Annotated in this window: 15 protein-coding genes; 10 read left to right on the top strand and 5 right to left on the bottom strand. The window is 71.5% G+C overall.

All coding sequences use genetic code 11. The annotated features are described in order from the left end of the window. Nucleotides 1-106 precede the first annotated feature (106 nt). Nucleotides 107-562, top strand: coding sequence for a nuclear transport factor 2 family protein (locus tag QWZ14_RS18660; protein WP_290318319.1), 456 nt, complete (start codon nucleotides 107-109; stop codon nucleotides 560-562). 120 nt (nucleotides 563-682) lie between these two features. On the opposite strand, the gene gyrB is transcribed toward QWZ14_RS18660, so the two are convergent. The 3 genes from gyrB to QWZ14_RS18645 form a co-directional block, all read right to left on the bottom strand. Then, nucleotides 683-3112, bottom strand: coding sequence for a DNA topoisomerase (ATP-hydrolyzing) subunit B (gene gyrB / locus QWZ14_RS18655; RefSeq protein ID WP_290318337.1), 2430 nt, complete (start codon nucleotides 3110-3112; stop codon nucleotides 683-685). A gap of 118 nt (nucleotides 3113-3230) precedes the next feature. Next, nucleotides 3231-4412, bottom strand: a complete 1182-nt coding sequence (gene recF, locus QWZ14_RS18650; RefSeq protein WP_290318318.1) for a DNA replication/repair protein RecF — start codon at nucleotides 4410-4412, stop codon at nucleotides 3231-3233. 30 nt (nucleotides 4413-4442) lie between these two features. After that, nucleotides 4443-4769: a TIGR02300 family protein gene (locus QWZ14_RS18645; protein WP_290318317.1), complete on the bottom strand. Its 327-nt coding sequence runs from the start codon at nucleotides 4767-4769 to the stop codon at nucleotides 4443-4445. Between the two features lie 141 nt (nucleotides 4770-4910). On the opposite strand from QWZ14_RS18645, the gene aroA reads away from it, so the two are divergent. The 5 genes from aroA to QWZ14_RS18620 all read left to right on the top strand — a co-directional run bounded on the left by aroA (nucleotide 4911) and on the right by QWZ14_RS18620 (nucleotide 11575). Next, nucleotides 4911-6263, top strand: a complete 1353-nt coding sequence (aroA, locus tag QWZ14_RS18640; RefSeq protein ID WP_290318336.1) for a 3-phosphoshikimate 1-carboxyvinyltransferase — start codon at nucleotides 4911-4913, stop codon at nucleotides 6261-6263. Beyond that, nucleotides 6260-6898, top strand: a complete 639-nt coding sequence (cmk, locus tag QWZ14_RS18635) for a (d)CMP kinase (protein ID WP_290318316.1) — start codon at nucleotides 6260-6262, stop codon at nucleotides 6896-6898. Before aroA ends, cmk begins: the two co-directional genes overlap by 4 nt. Nucleotides 6899-7195: 297 nt before the next feature. Then, nucleotides 7196-8914 (top strand): 30S ribosomal protein S1, encoded by a 1719-nt coding sequence (gene rpsA / locus QWZ14_RS18630; protein WP_290318315.1) that lies wholly within the window; start codon nucleotides 7196-7198, stop codon nucleotides 8912-8914. 201 nt (nucleotides 8915-9115) lie between these two features. Then, the gene (locus QWZ14_RS18625) at nucleotides 9116-10732 is read left to right on the top strand and encodes a tetratricopeptide repeat protein (RefSeq protein WP_290318314.1); all 1617 of its coding nucleotides are present in this window, start codon (nucleotides 9116-9118) and stop codon (nucleotides 10730-10732) included. A 63-nt stretch (nucleotides 10733-10795) separates the two neighbouring features. Beyond that, on the top strand, nucleotides 10796-11575 hold the full coding sequence (locus tag QWZ14_RS18620) for an enoyl-CoA hydratase/isomerase family protein (protein WP_290318312.1): 780 nt from the start codon (nucleotides 10796-10798) through the stop codon (nucleotides 11573-11575). Here the strand turns inward: QWZ14_RS18620 and QWZ14_RS18615 are convergent, their stop codons facing one another. Together QWZ14_RS18615 and QWZ14_RS18610 are read right to left on the bottom strand one after the other, a co-directional pair. After that, nucleotides 11576-12550: a tripartite tricarboxylate transporter substrate binding protein gene (locus QWZ14_RS18615; protein WP_290318311.1), complete on the bottom strand. Its 975-nt coding sequence runs from the start codon at nucleotides 12548-12550 to the stop codon at nucleotides 11576-11578. It lies immediately after the preceding gene. Nucleotides 12551-12560: 10 nt separating this feature from the next. After that, nucleotides 12561-13676, bottom strand: coding sequence for an MFS transporter (locus tag QWZ14_RS18610; RefSeq protein WP_290318310.1), 1116 nt, complete (start codon nucleotides 13674-13676; stop codon nucleotides 12561-12563). 246 nt (nucleotides 13677-13922) lie between these two features. On the opposite strand from QWZ14_RS18610, the gene leuC reads away from it, so the two are divergent. From leuC to QWZ14_RS18590, 4 genes are read left to right on the top strand one after another with little or no spacing between them, the layout of a single operon-like run. Continuing rightward, nucleotides 13923-15350 carry a 3-isopropylmalate dehydratase large subunit gene (leuC, locus tag QWZ14_RS18605; RefSeq protein WP_290318309.1) on the top strand — a complete coding sequence of 476 codons (1428 nt, stop codon included), beginning with the start codon at nucleotides 13923-13925 and terminating at the stop codon, nucleotides 15348-15350. Next, a complete protein-coding gene (leuD, locus tag QWZ14_RS18600) occupies nucleotides 15350-15955 on the top strand; it encodes a 3-isopropylmalate dehydratase small subunit (protein ID WP_290318308.1) in 606 nt (201 codons plus the stop codon). Before leuC ends, leuD begins: the two co-directional genes overlap by 1 nt. Further along, nucleotides 15952-17037, top strand: coding sequence for a 3-isopropylmalate dehydrogenase (gene leuB, locus QWZ14_RS18595; protein ID WP_290318306.1), 1086 nt, complete (start codon nucleotides 15952-15954; stop codon nucleotides 17035-17037). The genes leuD and leuB overlap by 4 nt, the downstream gene beginning before the upstream one ends. Beyond that, nucleotides 17034-17999 carry a Bug family tripartite tricarboxylate transporter substrate binding protein gene (locus QWZ14_RS18590; RefSeq protein ID WP_290318305.1) on the top strand — a complete coding sequence of 322 codons (966 nt, stop codon included), beginning with the start codon at nucleotides 17034-17036 and terminating at the stop codon, nucleotides 17997-17999. Before leuB ends, QWZ14_RS18590 begins: the two co-directional genes overlap by 4 nt. Nucleotides 18000-18032 lie beyond the last annotated feature (33 nt).

Below are 18032 nucleotides of genomic sequence, written 5' to 3'. Positions count from 1 at the left end.
GGTGACCGGCGTCGGATGCGCCCCGCCGGCCGACGGCAGTCGACGCCACCGGCCCGGTCAGCCTAACCTCCCAGCAGCCGGGACACTTCGGCAAGGGAGGAACAGGATGAATCTCGATCGGCGTCATCTGCTGCTCGGCGGCACCGCCGCGCTGGCAGCATCGTCACTCATCGCGGCATCGCCGGCCATGGCGCAGCACGGGGAGGAGCATGCGGTCGCCCAGGCCGTGGAAGCGCTTACCCGCGCCATGCTCGACCCCGACCGCCGGGCGCTGGAGCCGCTCTGCGCCGATGCCCTCAGCTACGGGCATTCCGCCGGCCGGGTGGAGACCAAGGCCGAGTTCATCGCCAATTTGCTGGCGAAGACCGCGGCCTTCCGCAGCCTCAAGGTCAGCGCTCAGACCATCGCGGTAACCGGCAACGAGGCGATCGTCCGGCATGTGCTCGACGGCGAGACCGACAGCGCGGGCAAGATCGCCCCGGTGCATATCGGCGTGCTGCAGGTCTGGCAGAAGCAGGCCGGCAACTGGCGCCTGTTCGCACGCCAGGCCTTCCGGATCTAGCAAGCTGCTGCAACTCGCAGCCTGATTGGTCCGCCCCTCAGTCGCTGTTGGCGCAGCCGGACGGAATGAGACTGCGCCGCAGCGATGCGGTGGCCGGGTCCTTGTCCAGCAGCCATGCTGCTAGACGTCGAGGTTGGCCACCTTCAGCGCGTTGCTGACGATGAATTCCCGCCGCGGCTCCACCACGTCGCCCATCAGGGTGGAGAAGACCGTCTCGGCATCCTCCACGTCATCCACCTTCACCCGCAGCAGCGTGCGGACCGTGGGGTCGAGCGTGGTCTTCCAGAGCTGCTCGGGATTCATCTCGCCGAGCCCCTTGAAGCGCTGGATGGTCAGCCCCTTGCGGCCCTGCAGCAGGATGCGCTCGAAGGCCATGACCGGGCCCTGCACCGTGGCGCTGGTGGCATCGAGCAGCAGCATCGCGTCGGTGCCGAATTCCTGCGCCAGGATGGTGCGGCGCTCGTCCAGCCAGCGGGCCTCGGCGCTGCGCAGCGCAGCGGGGTTCAGCATGTGCCGCTCGGTCACGCCGCGGACGACGCGGGACAGGATGAGCCCATCCGCATCGGCGGTGGCCTTCCAGCCGCGCTCGCTCGGCAGCGCCAGCGCGTCCAGCCGGGCCGCCAGCACCTGCGCTGCCGCCAGCGCCCGCTCGGGCTCCAGCGTCAGGGCGCCGGCCACCGCGGCCTGCTCGATGATCTCGGTCGGCACGTTGGCCGCCAGCCGGCGGACCCGGCTGGTGACCTGGCGCAGCACCTCCATTTCGGAGCGCAGCTCGGCCCCGGCCAGGTCGCGGCCATCGGCGAGCTTCAGGGTGGCGCCGGCCAGCGCCTTCTCCAACAGGAAGTCCTCGAGCGCCCGGTCGTCCTTCAGGTAGCGCTCGTCGTTGCCGCGCTTGGCCCGGTAGAGCGGCGGCTGGGCGATGTAGAGGTGGCCGCGCTCGATCAGCTCCGGCATCTGCCGGAAGAAGAAAGTGAGCAGCAAGGTGCGGATATGGCTGCCGTCCACGTCGGCGTCCGTCATGATGACGATGCGGTGGTAGCGCAGCTTGTTCGGGTCGAACCCGCCGCGGGCCGGCTCGCCGGGCCCGATGCCGGTGCCGAGCGCGGTAATCAAGGTGCCGATCTCGGCGCTGGACAGCATCTTGTCCATCCGCGCCCGCTCGACGTTCAGGATCTTGCCCTTGAGCGGCAGGATCGCCTGCTGGACGCGGTTGCGCCCCTGCTTGGCGGAGCCGCCGGCGCTGTCACCCTCGACGAGGAACAGCTCGCACTTGGACGGGTCCTTCTCCTGGCAATCGGCCAGCTTGCCCGGCAGCGTGGTGAACTCGAGCGCGTTCTTGCGGCCGACCTTGTCGCGCGCGAGCTGCGCCGCCTTCCGCGCCGCGGCCGAGAGCACCACCTGCTCGAGGACCGTCTTGGCCTCCTTCGGATGGGTCTCGAACCAATGGCTGAGGGCATCGGCGACGGCGACGTGCACCACCGGCTGCACCTCGGACGAAACCAGCTTGTCCTTGGTCTGGGAGGAGAATTTCGGGTCCGGCACCTTCACCGAGAGGACCGCGGTCAGGCCCTCCCGCATGTCGTCGCCGATCAGCTCGACCTTCTCCTTCTTCGCCAGCTCCTCGGCGTATTTCATCACCACGCGGGTCAGCGCCTGGCGGAAGCCGGCCTGGTGGGTGCCACCGTCGCGCTGGGGGATGTTGTTGGTGAAGCACAGCGCCACTTCGCGCGGGCTGTTGTTCCACCACATCGCCAGCTCGACCTTGATGCCCTCGACCTCGCGGCTGATGGCGGCGATCGGCGGGCGGAACAGCGGCTCCTTGCCCTGGTCGAGGTACTCGACATAGGCGGTCAGCCCGCCGCGGAACTGGAAGAAGACCTCCGCCGCCGGCACGTGCCGGTCGTCCTTCAGGGCGATCGCCAGGCCGGAATTCAGGAAGGCCAGCTCGCGCAGGCGGCGCTCCAGGACGCCGAACTCGTATTCCACCTTGGTGAAGGTGGCGCTGCTCGGCTTGTAGGTGACCTCGGTGCCCTTGCGCTCGGGCGAGGGGCCGACGACGCGCAGCGGGTCGGTCGCCACGCCGTGCTCGAAACGGATGAAATGCTCGATCCCGTTGCGCCAGATCTTCACCTCCATCCATTCGGACAGGGCGTTGACCACCGCGGCGCCGACGCCGTGCAGGCCGCCCGACACCTTATAGGAGTTCTGGTTGAACTTGCCGCCGGCATGCAGGCGGGTCAGCACCACCTCGGCGGCGGAGACCCCTTCCTCCTCATGCATGTCGACCGGGATGCCGCGGCCGTCGTCGCGCACGGTGACGCTGCCGTCGCCGTTGAGGGTGACCTCGACCCGGGTCGCGTAGCCGGCCTGGGCCTCGTCGACCGAGTTGTCGATGATCTCGAAGGCCATGTGGTGCAGGCCGGAGCCGTCATCGGTGTCGCCGATGTACATGCCCGGCCGCTTGCGGACGGCGTCGAGGCCCTTGAGGACGGTGATCGATGCGCTGTTGTAATCAGCCCCATTCTGCTGAGCCATGGTGGGCTCGGCCATCGCTGGCTCGGCCAGCTCCGGCACAGAGGGGGTGGATTCGGCGCGCGCGGCGTCATCACTCATGCCGGCGGCAAACTCCTTGATATGGCTTGGTGGGAACGGCCCTCAATATAGGGATTCAGTGGCCCGGAGGCACCGGTAAATCGTTATCCGAAACGAGTTCGCCGGGGGTCGCCCGGAATGCCTCGGCAATGCCGGCAAGGGGGCGGAAAATCGCGCCATCGGTGCCGGTCAGGAAGGCCTGGGCAGGGAGTGCGGCCAAAGCCGCGAAGAGGGCCTCACGCCGGCCCGCATCGAGGTGGGCGGCGACCTCGTCCAGCAGCAGCAGCGGGGCGAAGCCGCGGGCCTCGGCGATCAACGCGGCATGGGCCAGCACCACGGCGATCAGCAACGCCTTCTGTTCGCCGGTGGAACAGAGGGCGGCCGGCAGGTTCTTCGGGACATGGGTGAAGAGCAGGTCGGCCCGGTGCGGCCCCTCGACCGCGCCGCCCGCCGCCGCATCCTGCCGCCGGCCGGCGGCCCAGGCGGCACGGAGCCGGTCCTCCACCGCCAGCGCCGGGTCGGCTTCCAGCGCCGCGGCGACGGCGCAGTGCAGGTCCAGCCGGGCTGCCGGGAAGGCACCGGTGATGCCGCCAGCCAGCGTCTCGTTCAGCCGGCTGACCAGGCCGCGCCGGGCGGCGGCGGCGGCGACTCCATGCCGCGCCATGGCATCCTCGAGCGCCGCCAGCCATTGCGGGTCGACCCGGCCCTCCCGCCGTTCCTGGGCCAGCAGGCGGTTGCGCTGGGCCATGGCATTCTCGTAGGCGGCGACCTCGCGGGCATGGTGCGGCTCCAGCGCCCAGACCAGCCGGTCGAGGAAGCGGCGGCGGTCGCTGGCGCCGTCCTGGAACAGCCGGTCCATCTGCGGGGTCAGCCAGACGGTGGCGACGCGCTCGGCCAGTTCGGCCTGGCTGCGGGTCAGGGCACCATCCAGCCGGAAGACGCGGCGCTCCGGCGGGCCGCCCTCGGGGGTGCCGGTGCCGATGTCGAAGCTGGACCAGGGAGCGCTCTCGAATCGGCCGGCGGCGGCCCAGGGCAGCGGCAGGCCGCCATCCCGCCGGCCGAGCTCGGCGGTACGGGCGCCGCGCAGCCCGCGGCCGGGGCAGAGCAGGCTGATGGCTTCCAGCAGGTTGGTCTTGCCGACCCCGTTCTCCCCCGAGACCACGACGATGCGGGCGCGGAAGGGCACGGTCAGCGCCGGGTAGCTGCGGAAGTCCCGCAGCATCAGCCGGGTCAGCAGCAGGGCCGGCGGCGGCGCCATCAGCGCCGGCCACCGCCCCGCGGCAGGGTCCTAGCCTTCTTCGTCGCGGTCGCCCTCGACCTCGATTTCCTCGCCGATCGCATCGGCCTCGTCCTCGAGCTCCTCGGCATCCTCGACCGTCTCATCGGCCTCCACATCCTCCAGCTCGACCTCGTCGGTCTCGGCCTCGGCGGTGGCGGCGCGCTTCTTGACCTTGTCCTCGGCGGGCAGCGGGCTGGCGGCGCGGCGCAGGCGGGGCTGCTCGGCAGGCTGCTCGGTGCCGCACTTCGGGCAGATCGCCGGGGCGCGGGTCAGGTCGTAGAACCTCGTGCTGCAGGCGACGCAGACACGCTTGAGGCCCAGTTCGGGCTTGGCCATGGGGAAGCCTCATGCATTGGATCCCGCCCGGGCGCAGCATGGGAAGGGTGGAAGGCTGCGCCTTCGGCGGGAAAAAGGGTGCAGCGCATTGCCACGGGGCGGCAGCCCATGTCAAACGCCCTCATCCTTGAAAGCCTGGCCATGGTTCACTCCGCTTCCGTCACCCCGTTGCGGGCCAGCGCCCCCGCCGCGCCGCTCTCGGGCACCCACCGGGTGCCGGGGGACAAGTCCATCAGCCACCGGGCGCTGATGTTCGGCGCCCTGGCCATCGGCACCACCGAGATCGCCGGCCTGCTGGAAGGCGAGGACGTGCTGCGCACCGCCGCCGCCATGCGGGCGCTCGGCGCCACGGTGGAACAGCGGGGCGCCGGCGCCTGGCGGGTTTCCGGCCGCGGCGTCGGCGGGCTGGTCGAGCCGGCCGACGTGCTGGACATGGGCAATTCCGGCACCGCCGCCCGGCTGCTCTGCGGCCTGCTGGCCGGCCACCCCATCTTCGCGGTGATGACCGGCGATTCCTCGCTGCGGAAGCGGCCGATGCTGCGGGTGACGGCGCCGCTTTCGGCCACCGGCGCCAGCTTCTGGACCCGGGAAGGCGGCCGGCTGCCGCTGGCGGTCCAGGGCGCCGTGGAGGCCTTGCCGCTCGACTACCGCCTGCCGGTCGCCTCGGCCCAGGTGAAATCCGCCTGCCTGCTGGCCGGACTCTGTGCCCGCGGCACCACCCGGGTGGTGGAGCCGGAGCCGACCCGCGACCATACCGAGAACATGCTGCGCCACTTCGGCGCGACGGTCCGGGTGGCGGACACCGCCGAGGGACGGGTGATCGAGCTGGAGGGCCAGCCGGAGCTGATCGCGGCGCCGATCCTGGTGCCGGGCGACCCCTCCTCCGCCGCCTTCCTGCTGGTCGGCGCGCTGCTGGTCCCGGGCAGCCGCCTGACCATCGCCAATGTGGGGCTCAACCCGCTGCGGACCGGGCTTTTCGCCACCCTGCGGGAGATGGGCGCCATCCTGCGGGTCGAGAATGCCCGCACCGAGGGCGGCGAGCCGGTGGGCGACGTGGTGGCCGAATACGGTCCGCTGCGCGCGGTCGAGGTCCCCCCGGGCCGGGCGCCGAGCATGATCGACGAATACCCCATCCTGGCGGTCGCCGCCGCCACCGCCACCGGCACCACCCGCATGCGCGGCCTGGCCGAGCTGCGGGTGAAGGAGAGCGACCGCCTCGCCGCGACGGCCGCCATGCTGGCGGCGAACGGCGTCGCCGCCAGCATCGAGGGCGACGACCTGCTGGTGCATGGCACCGGCGCCGCCATCCCCGGCGGCGGGCTGGTCGCCACCCATATGGACCACCGCCTGGCGATGAGCGCGCTGATCATGGGCCTCGCCGCCCGCGCGCCGGTCGGCGTGGATGATGCCGGCTTCATCGAGACGAGCTTCCCCGGCTTCGCCGCCCTGGTGAACCTGGCCGCCGGCGGCGAGGCGATCCGGAGCCTCGCATGACCGGGCTGGTGATCGCGGTCGATGGGCCGGCCGCGGCGGGCAAGGGCACCCTCGCCCGCCGCCTCGCCACCGAGCTGGGCCTGCCCTACCTGGACACCGGCCTGCTGTACCGGGCGACCGGACGCCGGGTTCTGGACGCGGCCGGCGACCCGCGCGACCCGGCCGTGGCCGCCGCCGCGGCCCGCGCCCTCACCCCGGCCGACCTGGCCCGCAGCGACCTCCGCGGGCCGGCCGCCGACATGGCGGCCAGCGCGGTCGCCGCCATTCCGGCAGTACGGGCGGCGCTGCTGGACTGGCAGCGGGACTTCGGCCGCCGGCACGGCGCGGTGCTGGACGGGCGGGACATCGGCACGGTGGTCTTCCCGGAGGCACCGGTGAAGCTCTTCGTCACCGCCAGCCCGGCCGAGCGGGCGCGGCGGCGCTGGCTGGAGCTGCAGGCCAAGGGCACGGCCGCCGAGCTGTCCGTGGTCGCGGCCGAGCTGGCGGCGCGGGACGCGCAGGACCGCCAGCGCGCCACCGCCCCGCTGAAGCCGGCCGCGGATGCGGCCGTGCTCGATACCACCGAGCTGGATGCGGAGGCGGCCTATGCAACCGCCCTGGCGCTGGTGCGCCAGCGGCTCGGTCGCCCGCTTTGATTCCGCTTGACGATTCTGCGGCGAGAGCCTAGCCAACCTCGGCCACGAGCCTTGGTTGGGGGATCGCGGCGCCTGCGGTTGCGGTGGCGGCGTCACGGGTTCGTGCGTGCGCCCACGTGGCCTGAAGGCCGGAACCGGGCGGGCCGATACGCCGCCCAGGCACCAGGGTCGCAAGGCGATTGAACCGGTCCCTCGCAGGGAGGTTCCGCCACCCGATCACGTCGTGCCCGACCGGCTCGGTCGGGGGCGCAGGACCACCGCCCATAGCTTTTGGGCAGTTCGGGACAGACAGAACGCATGGCATCCGCCACAGCCCTCGCGCCCAGCGCGGGGATCGAAGATTTTGCTGCAATGCTCGACGAGACCCTCGGCGCCGATACCGGCTTCGCGGGTTCGGTCGTCACCGGCCGCGTCATCCGCGTGGATGACGACTTCGCCGTCGTCGACGTCGGGCTGAAGAGCGAGGGGCGCGTCCCCCTCAAGGAATTTGCCCCGCCGGGGCAGAAGCCGGAAGTCAAGCCCGGCGACGTGATCGAGCTTTTCGTCGAGCGCTATGAGGACCGTGACGGTTCCATCGTGCTCTCCCGCGAGAAGGCCCGCCGCGAGGAAGCCTGGACCAACCTGGAGAAGGCCTATACCGCCAACCAGCGCGTCAATGGCGTGATCTTCGGGCGCGTGAAGGGTGGCTTCACCGTCGACCTCGGCGGCGCCGTGGCCTTCCTGCCGGGCAGCCAGGTCGACATCCGCCCGGTGCGCGACGTCGGCCCGCTCATGGGCAGCCCGCAGCCGTTCCAGATCCTCAAGATGGATCGCGCCCGCGGCAACATCGTGGTCAGCCGCCGTGCGGTGCTGGAGGAGACGCGCGCCGAACAGCGCAGCGAGCTCATCCAGGGCCTGAAGGAAGGCATGATCCTCGACGGCGTGGTCAAGAACATCACCGACTACGGTGCCTTCGTGGACCTCGGCGGCGTCGACGGCCTGCTGCATGTCACCGACATCGCCTGGCGCCGGATCAACCACCCGTCCGAGGCGCTCAACATCGGCCAGCCGGTCAAGGTGCAGGTCATCCGCTTCAACTCGGAGACCCAGCGCATCAGCCTCGGCATGAAGCAGCTGATGGCCGACCCGTGGGACGGCGTCGCCGTCAAGTACCCGGTGCAGGGCAAGTTCAGCGGCCGCGTCACCAACATCACCGACTACGGCGCCTTCGTGGAGCTGGAGCCGGGGGTCGAGGGTCTCGTGCACGTCAGCGAGATGTCCTGGACCAAGAAGAACGTCCATCCCGGCAAGATCGTCGCCACCAGCCAGGAAGTCGACGTCCTCATCCTGGACGTGGACGAGCCGAAGCGCCGCATCTCGCTGGGCCTCAAGCAGGCGCAGGGCAATCCCTGGGAAGTCTTCCAGGAAGCCCACCCGCCCGGCTCCGTGGTCGAGGGCGAGATCCGCAACATCACCGAGTTCGGCCTGTTCATCGGCATCGGCCCGGACATCGACGGCATGGTCCACATGTCCGACCTGTCCTGGGACGTCGCCGGCGAGGCCGCGATGGCGAACTTCAACAAGGGCGACATCATCAAGGCGAAGGTCCTCGATGTCGACGTGGAGAAGGAGCGCATCTCGCTCGGCGTCAAGCAGCTCGAGGCCGATCCGGCCGCCGAAGTGCTCGACAAGGTCCGCAAGGGCGACGTCGTGACCTGCATCGTCACCCAGGTGCAGGCCAACGGCATCGAAGTGCGGGTCGAGGACGTGCTCACCGGCTTCATCCGCCGCGCCGAGCTGGCGCGTGACCGTGGCGACCAGCGCCCCGACAAGTTCGCCGTGGGCGAGAAGGTCGATGCGAAGGTCACCGCCGTGGATCGCGCCGCCCGTCGCCTGGCCCTGACCATCAAGGGCAAGGAGATCGAGGAGGAGCGCGAGGCGATGAAGGAATACGGCTCGACCGACAGTGGCGCCTCGCTGGGCGACATCCTCGGCGCGGCCATCCGCCGCCGCCGCGAGCAGGCCGGCGAGGAGTAAGATCCGGCTCGCCGCGAGGCGGGACGGACCAGGGCCGGCGGGGGCAACCCCGCCGGCCTTTTTCATGCCTGGGGCCTGCCGCGGCCATACGCGGAAGTGATGCGGCGCTCCCGATTCCACTAACGGGACGCAATCGGCAAGGATTACCAATTTCCCTTGCGACCCGGCAGGACACCGGCCAGGCCGCCAAGGGAGGAAGCCATGTCCCGTCGCCTTGCCGCACGCCTGGCCTTGCTGGGCGGGATCAGCCTGGCGTGCCCGGCGGTCACGCCAATGGCCTCCGCGCAGCAGCACGACCATGCCCATGCCGGTGCGTCACCGGCGACGTTGGGCGAGCTGAACTTCCCGGTCAGCTGCGCCGCGAATGTCCAGGCCGGCTTCAACGAAGCGATCAAGCTGCAGCACTCCTTCTGGTACCAGGCGGCGCGTCAGCGCTTCGACGACGTGCTGCGGCAGGACCCGAATTGCGCGATGGCGTACTGGGGCCGTGCCCTGACCCTGCTGAACAACCCCTTCACGCCCCCGGTCGCCGCCAACCTGCGCGAAGGCCGGGCCGGGCTGGAACAGGCGCAGCGCATCGGGCCGCCATCCGAGCGGGAGGCCGGCTTCATCGCCGCGCTGCTGCTGCTCTTCGCCGGTGACGACGGGCCGGGCCATCGCGCCCGCATAGGCCAGTACGAGGAGGCGATGGCGCGGCTGCACCAGCGCTTCCCGGATGACCCGGAGGTGGCCATCCAGTATGCGCTGGCGTTGAACATGGCGGCGCCGGCCACCGACAAGACCTATGCCCGCCAGCTCCGCGCGGCGAAGATCCTGGAAGGCGAGCTCGCCCGTCAGCCGCGGCATCCCGGCGTGGTGCACTACCTCATCCACACCTATGACGTGCCGGCCCTCGCCGGCCGCGGGATCGCCGCGGCGGAACGCTACGCCGCCCTGGCGGCGGATGCCCCGCATGCGCTGCACATGCCGTCCCATATCTTCACCCGGGTCGGCCGCTGGGAGGATTCGATCGAGACCAACCGCCGGTCCGCCCAGACCGCCCGGGCAAGGGAGGAGACCTTCGACGAGATCCACGCCATGGACTACATGGTCTATGGCTACCTCCAGACCGGCCAGCCACGGGCGGCGCAGCAGGTGGTGGCCGGGTTGCGCCGGCTGGATAGCTGGACGCCGGACCGCCCGATCGGCGGCTTCGCCCTGGCGGCGATGCCGGCCCGGCTGGCACTGGAACAGGGCGACTGGGAGGGTGCAGCCGGTCTGGGCACGCGCCGCTTCGGGGTGCCCTATGTCGATGCCATCACCCACTTCGCCCGCGCCCTCGGCGCTGCCCGCGCCGGCCGGCCGGAGGCGGCGATGGCTGATATCGCGGCACTGCAGGCCGTGGCCTCCGCGCTCGAAGGCCGCGACGCCTATTGGCAGGAACAGGTGGAGATCCAACGCATTGCCGCCCAGGGCTGGGTCGCCTTCAGCCGCGGCCAGCGCGACCAGGGGCTGGCGATGCTGCGTGAGGCGGCCGAGCGGGAGGGCCGGACCGACAAGCACCCGGTCACCCCCGGGCCGCTGATGCCGGCCCGGGAGCAGCTGGGCGAGATGCTGCTGGCCATGCAGCGTCCGGCCGAGGCGCAGCGTGAATTCGAAGCGGTGCAGCAGACCGAGCCGCGCCGGTTCCGTGCCGTGAACGGTGCAGCCATGGCCGCCGACCAGGCCGGTGACCGCGATGCCGCGCGGCGCCATTACGTCCAGCTGATGGAGATCGCCGCCCGGGCCGAAAGCCCGCAGCCCGACCTCGACCGGGCCAGGACCTTCCTCGCCCGGTAGCCCATGGCACCAGGGGACAGCCCCGGGCTTTCGCAATCGCCCGGCCCGGGGCAGGCTACCGCCATGTCGAACCCCCTGATCGTCGAGCGCTCCGGCGCCGTCACCCGCCTCCGCTTCAACCGGCCCGAGCGGCTGAACGCCATCGATGCCGACATGGCTGCCGCGCTGCGGGAGGCCGTCGCCCTGCTGCCGCAGGACCCCGACCTGCGCTGTGTCGTGCTGTGCGGCGCCGGCCGGGCCTTCATGGCCGGCGGCGACATCGGCGCCTTCCAGGGGCCGCAGGCGCTCGCCGAGATCCGCCGCATCCTCGGCCCGATGCATGAGGCGGTGGCAGGGCTGGCCGCCCTGCCCGTCCCGGTGCTGGCCAGCGTCCAGGGGGCGGCGGCCGGTGCCGGCCTGTCGCTTGCCTTCGGCGCCGACCTGGCGATCGCGGCGGAGGAGGCGCGCTTCGCCCTGGGCTACCTCAAGCTCGGCACCGTGCCGGATTGCGGCGGCACCTGGGTGCTGCCGCGGCTGCTCGGGCTGCGCGGCGCCCTGGGCATGGCGCTGCTGGGGGATGAGCTGGATGGGCGCGCGGCGCTGGCCGCCGGGCTGGTCAACCGCGCGGTCCCCGCCACCGAGCTGGAGGCCGCGACCGAGGCCCTGGCCCAGCAGCTCGCCAGCGGCCCGACGCTGGCCTTCGGCCGCGCCAAGGCCCTGCTGCGCGCCGCCGGCACCCGCCCCCTGCCGGCCCAGCTGGAGGCCGAGGAAGCCGCCTTCCTCGCCTTCGCCGGCACCGCCGATTTCGCCGAGGGGGTCGCGGCCTTCCTCGGCCGCCGGAAGCCGGACTTCACGGGGGGCTGACTACTCCACCGTCACATTGGCGGCGGTGATGACCTTGGCCCAGCGGTCGACCTCGCCGCGTAGGAAGACGCCCGCTTCCTCCGGCGTGCTGCCCACCGCATCGAAGCCGAGGTTGCGCAGCCGCTCCGCCGCCGCCGGGTCCTTCACGATCTTCGCCACCTCGGCCGAGACCCGCGCCACGATCTCCCGCGGGGTATTCGCCGGTGCCAGCAGCAGGCACCAGGTCGAAGACACGAAATCCGCCAGCCCGCCCTCTGCCAGCGTCGGGATCTCCGGCGCCCAGGCCGGGCGGGCGGCGCTGGCGAAGCCGATCGGCTTGACCGAGCCGCTCTCGAACTGCGCCCGCAGCGAGGAATAGCTGTCGAACATCACTCCGATATTGCCGGAGATCAGGTCCTGCAGCGCCGGCGCCGTCCCCCGGTAGGGGATATGCGTCATCTGGACCCCCGTCCGGGTCTGCAGATCCTCCATCGTCAGATGCGCCGCGGCGCCGATCCCGCTGGAGCCGTAGTTCAGTGCCCCCGGCCGCGCCCTGGCATAAGCCAGCATCCCCGGGAGGTCGGCGAAGGGCATCTTCGCGCTGGCCCCCATGACCAGCGGCGCCAGCATCATCAGCGAGACCGGGGCGAAGCTGGTGACCGGGTCGAAGGGCAGCTTGCCCTTGTAGAGCGTGGCATTGGCGGCATGGGCGCCGATGACGACGGCGAAACTATAGCCATCCGCAGGGCTGGCCGCGACCGCGCCGGCGCCGACGATGCTGTTGGCGCCCGGGCGGTTCTCCACCACCACCGGCTGGCCCAGCGCCCGGGACAGCGGCTCCGCGACGAAGCGCGCCGCCACGTCGGTGGTGCCGCCCGGGGTATAGGGCACGATGAAGCGCACCGGCCGGTCCGGCCAGCCGGCCGCCCGCGCCCCACCCGCCGCCAGCAGGGCCGCGCCCGCACCGAGCGCCCCACGCCTCGTCAATTCCAGCATCCGCATCCCCCTATTCGGCCACGACCACCCGCCGCCGCTCGCTGACCATGGCCAGCGCCATGGTGGCGATGATGAAGAGCACGGCGGCGGCGAAGACCAGCAGCGGCTTGCCGTGGTCGAGCAGCGCGCCATAGATCACCGGCCCGACCGCGCCGCCGATGTTGAAGCCGGTGGTGACGATGCCGAAGACCCGGCCCACCGCGCCCGGCGGTGCCGCGGCCCGCACCAGCATGTCCCGCGACGGCATGATCATGCCGGAGAGGAAGCCGGCCAGACCCATGACCCCGACCAGCACCACGCTGCTCAGCGGCACCAGCCCGACCAGCCCGATCAGCACCCCGGTCCCGCCGAAGCCGAGCGCCGCGACATCACCATGCCGCGTCGTCCGGTCGGCGATGACGCCGCCGGCCAGCACGCCGATGGCGCTCGACAGCAGAAAGGCGCTGAGGGCGATGTTAGCGAGCGCGAAGTCGATGCCATGGCCGTTGACCAGGGCGACGACCGAGAAATTGGTCACCCCGCCCTGGGCCAGGGCCAGCAGGGTGAAGAAGACGGTCAGCATGATGATGGCCGGGGTCAGCAGGGACCCGCCACGGGGCGCCGCCGCCTGCGTCGCGGCGCGGGCCACCGGGGCGGGCTCGCCGGCCAGCAGCAGCGGCACGGCGGCGATCAGTCCAAGCGCCCCGGCCGCCGCCAGCGCCGCCTCGAGCCCGGCGAAGCTGGAGACGCCGATCAGCAGCGCCGGCGTCATGGCGCCGCCGAGGTAGCCGGCGAAGGTATGGATGGAGAAGGCCCGGCCGATCCGCGCCTCGCCGATGCTCCGGCCCAGCATCTCGTAGTCGGCGGGGTGATAGACGGCGTTGGCGACGCCGAGCAGCACGGCGGCGGCCAGCAGCATCGGATAGGTCGGGGTCAGCGCCAGCATGCCCAGCGCGGTCGCGCCCAGCAGCAGGGCGGCGATCAGCATCCGGCGGGAGCCGTAGCGGTCGACCGCGAAGCCCAGTGGGGTCTGCACCACGCCGGAGACGACGTTGTAGAGGGTCAGGGCCAGCGCCAGCTCGACGAAGCTGACGTCCATCCGGTCCCGCAGCAGCGGAAACAGCGGCGGCAGGACGAGCTGATGCACATGGCTGACGAGATGCGCCCGAGACCAGCGTCAGCTGCCGGAGTTCCGGCCTGGTCCAGCCAGTGGTGCCCTGCTGGGCCATGCTTGGCGTCCTTCGTTCCCTCCGGTCCAGATGGGGTCTCCTGGCCGGATCGCCAGGATCGGCCCGATGCGCCGGCAAGGGAAGCGGCGGCCGAAGCGGGGCTGCCCCCACTGGACCGCAACCCTCCATGGTCGCAGGATCGCAGCAACGATCCGAGGAAGCCCATGTCCGAGCAATTCGACGACCTGCCGCGCACGATGTTCGAGAAGATCTGGGACCGCCACCGGGTGCTGGACCGGGAGGATGGCCAGACCCTGCTCTATGTCGACCGCCACCTGCTGCACGATGGCGGCGCCACCGCCTTCGACGTGCTGCGCAAGCGCGGCGTGAAGCCCCGGGCGCCCGACCGCACCTTCGCCACCCCCGATCATTACGTGGCGACCGACAGCCGCACCATCGCCGAGATCCAGGATCCCCGCCACCGCGAGATGGTGGAGAAGCTGGCCCGCAACACCGCCGAGCACGGCATCCGCATGTTCGGCCTGGGCGACCCCAACCAGGGCATCATCCACGTGGTCGGGCCGGAGACCGGCCTGTCCCAGCCGGGGATGCTGCTGGTCTGCGGCGACAGCCATACCTCGACCCATGGCGCCCTCGGCGCGCTGGCCTTCGGCATCGGCAGCACCGAGGTGGCGCATGTGCTGGCCACGCAAACCCTCTGGCAGCGCAAGCCGAAGACCATGCGCATCACCGTCGACGGGACGCTCGGGGATGGCGTGACCGCCAAGGACGTGATCCTGGCCATCATCGCCCAGATCAGCGCCGCCGGGGCGACCGGGCATGTGATCGAATACGCCGGCAGCGTCATCCGCGGCCTGTCCATGGAAGGCCGCCTCACCCTCTGCAACATGTCGATCGAGGCCGGTGGCCGCGCCGGCATGGTGGCCCCCGACGAGACCACCTACGCCTATATCAAGGGCCGCCCCTATGCCCCGGCCGATTGGGACGACGCGGTCGCGCGCTGGAAGCGCCTGCCGAGCGACCCCGGCGCCACCTTCGATGCCGAGGTCACGCTGGACGGCAGCGCCATCGAGCCGATGGTCACCTGGGGCAACAGCCCCGAGGACGCCCTGCCGATCGGCGGCAGCATCCCCGACCCGGCCGATGCGGCGGACGAGGAACGCCGCGAGGTGATGCACCGCATGCTGGACTACATGGGCCTGACCGCCGGCACCCGGCTGGATACCCTGCCGGTGGACCGGGTCTTCATCGGCTCCTGCACCAATTCCCGGATTGAGGACATGCGCGCCGCCGCCGACGTCGCCCGCGGGCGGCAGGTGGCCGCCGGCGTCGAGGCCTGGGTCGTCCCGGGGAGCGAGCCGGTGAAGCGCCAGGCCGAGGCTGAGGGGCTGCACGAGGTCTTCCGCGCCGCCGGCTTCGCCTGGCGGGAGCCGGGCTGTTCCATGTGCCTCGGCACCAACGGGGACATCGCGGCGCCGGGGGTGCGGGTCGCCTCCACCAGCAACCGCAACTTCATGGGCCGCCAGGGCCCGGGCGCCCGGACCCATCTGGTCAGCCCGGCCATGGCCGCCGCCGCGGCCGTCACCGGCCATTTCACCGATGTCCGCAAGCTGCTGGCGGGAGAGGCCTGATGGAAGCCTTCGTCCACCTCGATGCCGTCGCCGTGCCCATCGCCCGGCCGAACATCGACACCGACCAGATCATCCCCGCCCGCTACCTGTCCCGCCCGCGCGAGGTGGACCATGCGGCCTTCCTGTTCCACGACGCCCGCCGCCTGCCGGGCAGCGAGGAGGAGAACCCCGAATTCCCGCTGAACCAGCCACCCTGGCGCGGCGCCCAGGTGATCGTCGCCGGCAAGAATTTCGCCTGCGGGTCGTCGCGCGAGAGCGCGGTCTGGGCGCTGCACGACGGCGGTTTCCGCTGCGCCATCGCCCCCAGCTTCGGCGACATCTTCCAGAACAACAGCTTCAAGAACGGCCTGCTGCCGGTGAGGCTGCCGGCCGAGGCGGTGGTCGACCTCATCGCCCAACTGGAAGCCGCCCCCGGCGCCACCGTCTCGGTCGACCTGCCGAGCCAGACGGTGACCTTCCCCGACGGCACGACGCATGGCTTCGACCTCGACCCCTTCGCCAAGCACTGCCTGCTGAACGGCGTGGATGAGCTGGGCCTGACCTTGTCCTTCGAGGAAGACATCGCCGCCTTCGAACGCCGCTACGGCCGGGAGAATAGCCGATGAGGATCGCGGTGCTGCCCGGCGACGGGATCGGCCAGGAGGTCACCGCCCAGGCGGTGAAGGTGCTGCGTGCCCTCTCGGCCAACAACGGCCCGCAATTCGAGATGACGGAGGCGCTGCTCGGCGACTGCGCCTTCGACGCCCACGGCGACCCGCTGCCGGAGGCGACGCTGGAAGCGGCCCGCCGCGCCGAGGGCATCCTCTTCGGCGCCGCCGGCACCTACGAGAGCGACCTGCGCCCGCCCGAGAGCCGCGGCGGCCACGGCCTGCTGCGGCTGCGCAAGGCGCTCGACCTCTTCGCCAACTTCCGCCCGGTCTATGCCTTCCCCGAGCTGCTCGGCGCCTCCTCCCTGCGGCGGGAGGTGATCGAGGGCGTCGACCTAGTGGTGCTGCGCGAGCTGACCAGCGACATCTACTTCGGCACCCCGCGCGGCATCGACCGCACGCCCGGCCGGCGCAGCGCCCACAACACCATGCGCTACACCGAGGCCGAGGTCGCCCGCGTCGCCCATGCCGGCTTCCAGGCCGCCCGCCGCCGCCGCCGCCAGCTCTGCTCGGTCGACAAGGCCAATGTGCTGGAGACCAGCGTGCTCTGGCGCGAGCTCGTCGGCGAGGTCGCCCGCGACTACCCGGATGTGGAGCTGCGGCACGAGTACGTGGATGCCATGGCGATGCACCTGATCCGCCGGCCGCGCGACTTCGACGTCATCGTCACCGGCAATATCTTCGGCGATATCCTCTCGGATGCGGCGGCGATGCTGACGGGGTCGATCGGCATGCTGCCCTCCGCCTCGCTGAATGCCGAGAGCCTCGGGCTCTATGAGCCGGTGCATGGCTCGGCGCCGGATATCGCGGGGAAGGACATCGCCAATCCGCTGGCCTCCATCCTCTCGGCGGCAATGATGCTGCGGCATTCCGGCGGTCAGGAGGCGGCGGCTTCACTGGTCGAGGCCGCGGTGCGCCGCGTGCTGGCCGAGGGCTACCGCACCGGGGACATCATGGAACCGGGCGCGACCAGGCTCGGCACCCAGGCGATGGGCGATGCCGTCGCCGCCGCCATCGCCAGCCTGAGGAGCGCCGCATGAGCCTCCCCCGCCGCCTGTTGCTGGGGGCCGCGCTCGGCACCCCCTTCGTCGCCCGCGCCCAGGCCGAATGGCCGCAGCGCCCGGTGCGCTGGGTGGTCGCCTTCGCCGCCGGCGGCGCCGCCGATACCGCCGCCCGCAGCGCCGCGGCGAAGGCACAGGAGATCATCGGCCAGTCCATCGTCATCGAGAACCGCACCGGCGGCAATGCGGTGATCGCCGCCCAGGCGGTGCTGCAATCGCCGCCCGATGGCTACAGCTTCCTGGTCGACGCGGCGAACCAGCTGACCAACCCGCTGCTGATGCGCGACCTCGGCTTCGACTACCGCACCGCCTTCGCCCCGGTGACGCAGATCGCCAGCTTCCCGCAGGTGATCGCGGTGAAGCACGACTTCCCGGCGAAGACGATCGCCGAGTTCATCGCCATGGCCAAGGCGGCGCCGAATACCATCAGCTACGGCACGCCGCCCGCCGCCGGCATGGCGCATCTGGCCGGCGAGCTGTTCCAACGGCTGGCCGGCATCCGGCTGGTGCACGCACCCTATCGCGGCGGCGCCGATGCGGCGCGGGACATCGCCGCGGGGGTGCTGGATGCGGTGCTGATCACCACCTCCTCCATCCGTCCGCCGGTGCAGGCCGGGCGGGCCCGCGTCCTGGCGGTGACCAGCCCGCAGCGGACCGCGGCCTTCCCGGACGTGCCGACCTTGGCCGAAAGCGGCTTTCCCGGCTACGACATGAACGACTGGAACGGCCTCTTCGCCAGCAGCGCCGTGCCGCAGGCCATCGTGCTGAAGATGTCCGCCGCGGTAGCGGAAGCCTGCCGCGACCCGGCCACCCGCGCCCGCATGGACCCGCTGGGGGCGGAGATGGTCGGCAGCACGCCGGAGGGCTTCGCCACCTGGATGGAGGCGCAGCGGCCGGTCGTGGCGCGGGTGGTGCGCGACGCCGGGATCACGCTGGGCTAGGTCCTGTGGACATTTACCGTAGCCACAGAATGG

Origin of the sequence: Paeniroseomonas aquatica (assembly GCF_030409335.1) — a bacterium.
Lineage (GTDB): Bacteria > Pseudomonadota > Alphaproteobacteria > Acetobacterales > Acetobacteraceae > Belnapia > Belnapia aquatica.
Note: the sequence above shows the minus strand (reverse complement) of the source record. Positions and strands in the feature narration are given on the sequence as shown.

What these genes read in the sequence shown, in the direction of transcription:
- cmk (WP_290318316.1), top strand. Translation starts at nt 6,260, where the DNA reads ATGACCGGGCTGGTGATCGCGGTCGATGGGCCGGCCGCGGCGGGCAAG.
- QWZ14_RS18660 (WP_290318319.1), top strand. Translation starts at nt 107, where the DNA reads ATGAATCTCGATCGGCGTCATCTGCTGCTCGGCGGCACCGCCGCGCTG.
- QWZ14_RS18625 (WP_290318314.1), top strand. Translation starts at nt 9,116, where the DNA reads ATGTCCCGTCGCCTTGCCGCACGCCTGGCCTTGCTGGGCGGGATCAGC.
- recF (WP_290318318.1), bottom strand. Translation starts at nt 4,412, where the DNA reads ATGGCGCCGCCGCCGGCCCTGCTGCTGACCCGGCTGATGCTGCGGGAC.
- QWZ14_RS18645 (WP_290318317.1), bottom strand. Translation starts at nt 4,769, where the DNA reads ATGGCCAAGCCCGAACTGGGCCTCAAGCGTGTCTGCGTCGCCTGCAGC.
- QWZ14_RS18615 (WP_290318311.1), bottom strand. Translation starts at nt 12,550, where the DNA reads ATGCTGGAATTGACGAGGCGTGGGGCGCTCGGTGCGGGCGCGGCCCTG.
- leuB (WP_290318306.1), top strand. Translation starts at nt 15,952, where the DNA reads ATGAGGATCGCGGTGCTGCCCGGCGACGGGATCGGCCAGGAGGTCACC.
- gyrB (WP_290318337.1), bottom strand. Translation starts at nt 3,112, where the DNA reads ATGGCCGAGCCCACCATGGCTCAGCAGAATGGGGCTGATTACAACAGC.
- rpsA (WP_290318315.1), top strand. Translation starts at nt 7,196, where the DNA reads ATGGCATCCGCCACAGCCCTCGCGCCCAGCGCGGGGATCGAAGATTTT.
- QWZ14_RS18590 (WP_290318305.1), top strand. Translation starts at nt 17,034, where the DNA reads ATGAGCCTCCCCCGCCGCCTGTTGCTGGGGGCCGCGCTCGGCACCCCC.
- QWZ14_RS18620 (WP_290318312.1), top strand. Translation starts at nt 10,796, where the DNA reads ATGTCGAACCCCCTGATCGTCGAGCGCTCCGGCGCCGTCACCCGCCTC.
- leuC (WP_290318309.1), top strand. Translation starts at nt 13,923, where the DNA reads ATGTCCGAGCAATTCGACGACCTGCCGCGCACGATGTTCGAGAAGATC.
- aroA (WP_290318336.1), top strand. Translation starts at nt 4,911, where the DNA reads ATGGTTCACTCCGCTTCCGTCACCCCGTTGCGGGCCAGCGCCCCCGCC.
- leuD (WP_290318308.1), top strand. Translation starts at nt 15,350, where the DNA reads ATGGAAGCCTTCGTCCACCTCGATGCCGTCGCCGTGCCCATCGCCCGG.